At 40.0% G+C, this 5,922-nt stretch carries 5 protein-coding genes; 3 read left to right on the top strand and 2 right to left on the bottom strand.

Going from position 1 to position 5,922, the window contains the following annotated elements:
* The first annotated feature begins 341 nt into the window (after positions 1-341).
* On the top strand, positions 342-1,868 hold the full coding sequence (locus tag HT719_RS05495) for an ATP-binding cassette domain-containing protein (protein ID WP_172928500.1): 1,527 nt from the start codon (positions 342-344) through the stop codon (positions 1,866-1,868).
* Positions 1,869-2,015: 147 nt separating this feature from the next.
* Here the strand turns inward: HT719_RS05495 and htpX are convergent, their stop codons facing one another.
* Together htpX and HT719_RS05485 are read right to left on the bottom strand one after the other, a co-directional pair.
* Complete coding sequence (htpX, locus tag HT719_RS05490) at positions 2,016-2,915, bottom strand: zinc metalloprotease HtpX (protein ID WP_172928499.1); 900 nt, start codon at positions 2,913-2,915, stop codon at positions 2,016-2,018.
* 1 nt (position 2,916) lies between these two features.
* Complete coding sequence (locus tag HT719_RS05485) at positions 2,917-3,477, bottom strand: LemA family protein (RefSeq protein WP_000219828.1); 561 nt, start codon at positions 3,475-3,477, stop codon at positions 2,917-2,919.
* A 93-nt stretch (positions 3,478-3,570) separates the two neighbouring features.
* On the opposite strand from HT719_RS05485, the gene rsmG reads away from it, so the two are divergent.
* Together rsmG and HT719_RS05475 are read left to right on the top strand one after the other, a co-directional pair.
* Positions 3,571-4,284 (top strand): 16S rRNA (guanine(527)-N(7))-methyltransferase RsmG, encoded by a 714-nt coding sequence (gene rsmG / locus HT719_RS05480; RefSeq protein ID WP_172928497.1) that lies wholly within the window; start codon positions 3,571-3,573, stop codon positions 4,282-4,284.
* Between the two features lie 302 nt (positions 4,285-4,586).
* Complete coding sequence (locus HT719_RS05475; RefSeq protein WP_171039201.1) at positions 4,587-5,870, top strand: solute carrier family 23 protein; 1,284 nt, start codon at positions 4,587-4,589, stop codon at positions 5,868-5,870.
* Positions 5,871-5,922 lie beyond the last annotated feature (52 nt).

Genomic DNA, 5,922 nt, shown 5'->3' with positions numbered 1-5,922 from the left:
TTGGTCAGACTAGTTTAGAGCAAGTTGTGGCTGATGCAGAGAGTCAGATGAAGGAGTAATTTTTTCTTTAAAACAAGAAAAGCTTATGAGAAGGTTTTTATACTCAATGAAAATCAAAAAGCAAACTAGGAAGCTAGCCGCAGGTTGCTCAAAGCACCGCTTTGAGGTTGTAGATAAGACTGACGAAGTCAGTCACATATATACGGTAAGGCGACGCTGACGTGGTTTGAAGAGATTTTCGAAGAGTATTAATAGAGTTTTTTTGACATAGACTTTAGGCTCTACTAGGTAAAGTAGAGCTTTTTGTTATGTAGTATCAACATTCTAGAAAGGGCAATCATATGATAAAAATCAATCACCTGACCATCACACAAAACAAAGATTTACGAGACCTTGTCTCTGACCTCAGCATGACCATCCAAGACAGGGAAAAGGTAGCTATTATTGGTGAAGAAGGAAATGGCAAATCCACCTTACTTAAAATTTTAATGGGGGAAACTTTGCCTGATTTCACTATCGGGGGAGACATTCAATCTGATTATCAATCAATAGCCTACATTCCTCAAAAACTTCCTGAGGACCTGAAAAATAGAACTCTACACGACTACTTCTTTTTAGATACTATTGATTTAGATTACAGTGTCCTCTATCGTTTAGCTGAGGAATTGCATTTTGATAGCAATCGTTTCGCAAGCGACCAAGAGATTGGTAGTCTATCAGGGGGTGAAGCTTTGAAAATTCAGCTCATCCATGAGTTAGCCAAACCTTTTGAGATTCTATTTTTAGATGAACCTTCAAATGACTTGGATCTTGAGACGGTTGATTGGCTAAAAGGTCAAATGCGCAAGATTCGGCAAACCGTTATTTTCATTTCCCATGATGAGGACTTTCTTTCTGAAACGGCAGACACTACTGTTCACTTGCGACTGGTCAAGCACCGTAAAGAAGCAGAAACACTAGTAGAGCATTTAGACTATGATAGTTATAGTGAGCAGAGAAAGGCTAATTTTGCCAGACAAACCCAGCAAGCAGCCAACGACCAAAGAGCCTACGATAAAACCATGGAAAAACATCAACGAGTTAAACAAAATGTAAAAACTGCTCTTCGAGCTACCAAAGACAGTACTGCCGGTCGCCTATTGGCTAAAAAGATGAAAACTGTCCTCTCACAAGAAAAACGCTACGAAAGAGCAGCTCAGGCCATGACCCAAAAGCCACTTGAAGAGGAAGAAATCAGACTTTTCTTCTCAGATATACAGCCATTACCTACTTCTAAAGTCTTAATCCAACTGGAAAAAGAAAATTTATCCATTGGCGAGCGAATTTTGGTGCAAGAACTACAATTAACTGTCCGTGGCCAAGAAAAAATCGGTATTATAGGGCCAAATGGTATTGGAAAATCGACCCTATTAGCCAAGTTACAGCAACTTTTTAATGCTAAAAGAGAGATTTCGCTTGGTTATATGCCACAAGATTACCAGCAAAAACTGCAATTGGATTTATCACCAATAGCCTATCTAAGTAAAACTGGGGAAAAAGAGGAACTACAAAAAATCCAATCTCACTTAGCCAGTCTCAATTTCAGTTATCCAGAAATGCAGCATCAAATTCGCTTCTTATCTGGCGGACAACAAGGAAAACTCCTGCTTTTGGATTTAGTCTTGCGCAAACCAAACTTTCTCCTGCTAGATGAACCCACACGAAACTTTTCTCCAACTTCTCAACCCGAAATTAGAAAACTCTTTGCCACTTATCCTGGTGGTCTCATCACTGTTTCGCATGACCGTTGTTTCTTAAAAGAGATCTGTTCAATCATCTATCGCTTAACAGAACACGGTTTGGAGCTAGTTTATTTTCAAGATTTATAAATTTTCAACATCGCAAATATGTGGGGCAAAAACACAATTTTAGGAGAAAAAGAAGTAAATCTTCCCATAATAAAACGCATAATATCAAGTTTTCACACCTGATATTATGCGTTTTTCAGATTTTAAAGACTTTTTCCAGCCTTCATTTTACATATGTTTTAAACGTTCAATCCGTTCTGAGATAGGTGGGTGGGTATAAAAGAGTTTTTTGAACCCTCCCCCTTTCTTAGGATCATTGATATAAAGTGCACTGCTAGCATCATCGACGTGGCGACTCATAGGTTTGCTATTGTCCAACTTATCTAGGGCATTAATCATTCCCTGGGGATTGCGAGTCAGCTCGACACTAGATGCATCTGCCAGAAATTCCCTCTGACGAGAAATAGCGAGCTGAACCAAGGTTGCAGCGAGAGGTGCCAGTACAATAGCTAGTAGGGAAACCACTAGCATAATGATTTCAAGACCATTTCCATCTCGGTCATCATCACTTCGTCTGCGACCTGCTCCACCCCACCACATCATACGACCTGCCATACCAGAAAGCATGGTGATAGCACTAGCAAGGGCAACTGCAATAGTCGAAATACGGATATCATAATTACGAATATGACTGACTTCATGTCCCATAACAGCTTCTAGTTCTTCACGATTCATGATAGCTAGTAGACCTGAAGTCGCAGCAACCGCCGCATTTTGAGGGTTAGAACCTGTCGCAAAGGCATTTAAGGCTGGATCATCAATGATGAAAACACGGGGCATAGGAATCTGAGCGACCATAGCCATATCTTCCACTACGTGGTAGAGATCTGGTGCCTTTTGTTCATCAACCTCACGCGCCCCGTTCATGGACATGACAATCTCTGTTGATTGAAAAATCATGGACAAGGCATAGATAAAGCCAATAATCAGTGCGATAACCAAACCACCAATCCCAGACCGCATAAAGAGGTAACCAACCGCATAACCAACAAGAGCTAAGAGTAGGAAAAATACCAGCAATAAAATCCACGTTTTTCGTTTATTGCTTGCAATTTGATCAAACAGCATCTTAGTCACCTAAACCGCTAAAATCAACTTTAGGAACTGCTTTTTCCTCTTCTGGTGTTTGAAGGAAATCTGCTGCTTTAAATCCAAACATTCCAGCGATAATATTGCTTGGGAAAGTTTCTAATTTTACATTGTAGTTGCTGACAACACTGTTATAGAGTTGACGAGAGTAAGAAATTTTATTTTCTGTATTGGTCAACTCCTCTTGCAATTTAACAAAGTTTGCACTAGCTTTCAAATCTGGATAGCTTTCTGCAACTGCAAAAATACCTGAAACTTGACGAGTGAGGGCATCACTAGCTTTCATAGCTTCTGCTGGTGAAGTCGCTGCTGCCACTTGGTTACGCAGTTCTGCCACCTTTTCAAGGGTAGAACCTTCATATTTAGCATAACCTTTTACAGTCTCAATCAAGTTTGGCAAGAGGTCATTTCGACGTTTCAACTGAACATCAATTTGGCTCCAAGCCTCCTTTGTTTGCATACGATTCTTAACCAAACCGTTATAGCTAACAATCACAAAAATAACAACAAGAGCGATAACTCCAAGAATAATCCAAGTCATGATATAAGTCCTTTCTACTTTTAGATTAGTACCAGTATATCAAATTTTTAATGATTGTGGTAAAATAAGATGATACTAAAGAAGGAAATAACTATGAAACCAGAAACATTTTACAACTTGCTTGCCGAGCAAAATCTTCCACTTTCGGACCAGCAAAAAAAACAATTTGAACGTTATTTTGAACTCTTAGTCGAGTGGAATGAAAAGATTAATTTAACAGCCATTACGGACAAAGAAGAAGTTTATCTCAAACATTTTTACGATTCGATTGCACCTATTCTGCAAGGCTTGATTCCCAATGAAACTATCAAATTGCTTGATATTGGAGCCGGTGCAGGATTTCCTAGTCTACCAATGAAAATCCTCTATCCTCAGTTAGATGTGACCATCATTGATTCGCTCAATAAACGTATCAACTTCCTCCAACTCTTAGCTCAAGAACTGGATTTGGATGGTGTTCATTTCTACCATGGACGTGCCGAAGATTTTGCCCAAGACAAGAACTTCCGTGCTCAGTATGATTTTGTAACAGCTCGTGCTGTAGCCCGTATGCAGGTCTTGTCTGAATTGACAATTCCTTACCTTAAAGTTGGTGGTAAACTATTGGCACTCAAGGCCAGCAATGCGCCTGAGGAATTATTTGAAGCTAAGAATGCCCTCAACCTCCTTTTTAGTAAAGTCGAAGACAATCTCAGCTACGCCCTACCAAATGGAGATCCGCGTTATATCACAGTGGTAGAAAAGAAAAAAGAAACGCCCAACAAATACCCAAGAAAGGCTGGTATGCCAAATAAACGCCCGCTTTAAATTTTTTAGTAAAAAAATATTTACAAAGTCATCCTCGCTCTCTTATTTTTAGGCTCGGGAAAAAATGATTTACAAAATCAACCTCGCTCTCTTATTTTTAGGCTCGGGAAAAAATGATTTACAAAATCATTTTTTTCTGCTATACTATCCTAAGCAAAGGTTTTTAATGTCATCCCGTGAGGTGACGAAGACGCAGAAATACTTGAAACTCTCTAAAATCTAGATTTTAGAGAAGTCTTACTCTGAGGGCCTATTGCTGTAAAATAATGGGCTCTTTTTTGATGCCCAAAAGTGAGGTTTATATGAAACAAGAATCAACTGTTGATTTGTTACTAGACGTTGACCAACGTCCTTCAGCTGGAAAAGGAATTCTCCTTAGTTTCCAACACGTTTTCGCCATGTTTGGTGCGACCATCTTGGTACCCTTGATTTTGGGAATGCCTGTATCTGTTGCCCTTTTTGCTTCAGGTGTTGGAACACTCATCTACATGATTTCAACTGGTTTTAAAGTTCCAGTTTATCTAGGTTCTTCATTCGCCTTTATCACAGCTATGTCACTAGCTATGAAGGAAATGGGAGGAGATATATCTGCTGCTCAAACTGGAGTTATCTTGACTGGTTTGGTCTATGTCCTTGTTGCTACCAGCATCCGATTTGTAGGAACAAAATGGATTGATAAACTCTTGCCACCAATCATCATCGGACCTATGATTATCGTTATCGGTCTTGGACTTGCAGGTTCAGCTGTTACCAACGCTGGTCTTGTAGCTGATGGAAACTGGAAAAATGCTCTTGTAGCAGTTGTTACTTTCTTGATTGCTGCCTTTATCAATACAAAGGGAAAAGGATTCCTACGAATCATTCCATTTCTCTTTGCCATTATTGGTGGTTACCTCTTCGCACTAACTCTTGGCTTGGTTGACTTTACACCAGTTCTTAAAGCTAACTGGTTTGAAATTCCTGGTTTCTACTTGCCATTTAACACAGGTGGTGCCTTTAAAGAATACAATCTTTACTTTGGTCCAGAAGCCATCGCTATCTTGCCAATCGCTATCGTAACAATTTCTGAACATATCGGAGACCATACTGTTTTGGGTCAAATCTGTGGCCGTCAATTCTTAAAAGAACCAGGTCTTCACCGTACTCTTCTTGGTGACGGTATCGCAACTTCTGTTTCTGCCTTCCTTGGTGGACCAGCCAATACAACTTACGGAGAAAATACAGGGGTTATCGGTATGACTCGTATCGCTTCTGTCTCAGTTATCCGTAACGCTGCCTTCATCGCGATTGCCCTCAGCTTCCTTGGTAAATTCACTGCCTTGATTTCAACTATTCCAAACGCTGTACTTGGTGGTATGTCAATCCTTCTCTATGGGGTTATCGCCAGCAATGGTTTGAAAGTCTTGATTAAAGAACGTGTTGATTTCGCTCAAATGCGAAACCTCATCATCGCAAGTGCTATGTTGGTTCTTGGACTTGGAGGAGCTGTCCTTAAACTTGGTCCAGTTACACTTTCAGGTACTGCTCTTTCAGCCATGACAGGAATCATCTTGAACTTGATCTTGCCATACGAAAATAAAGACTAATACTCTTCGAAAATCTCTTCAAACCACGTCAACGTCGCCTTGCCGTAGATAT

Source organism: Streptococcus sp. k-378 (assembly GCF_013277505.1).
Taxonomy (GTDB): Bacteria; Bacillota; Bacilli; order Lactobacillales; family Streptococcaceae; genus Streptococcus; species Streptococcus pseudopneumoniae.
The sequence above is the reverse complement of the archived record's forward strand: the minus strand, read 5'-3'. Positions and strand labels throughout refer to the sequence as shown.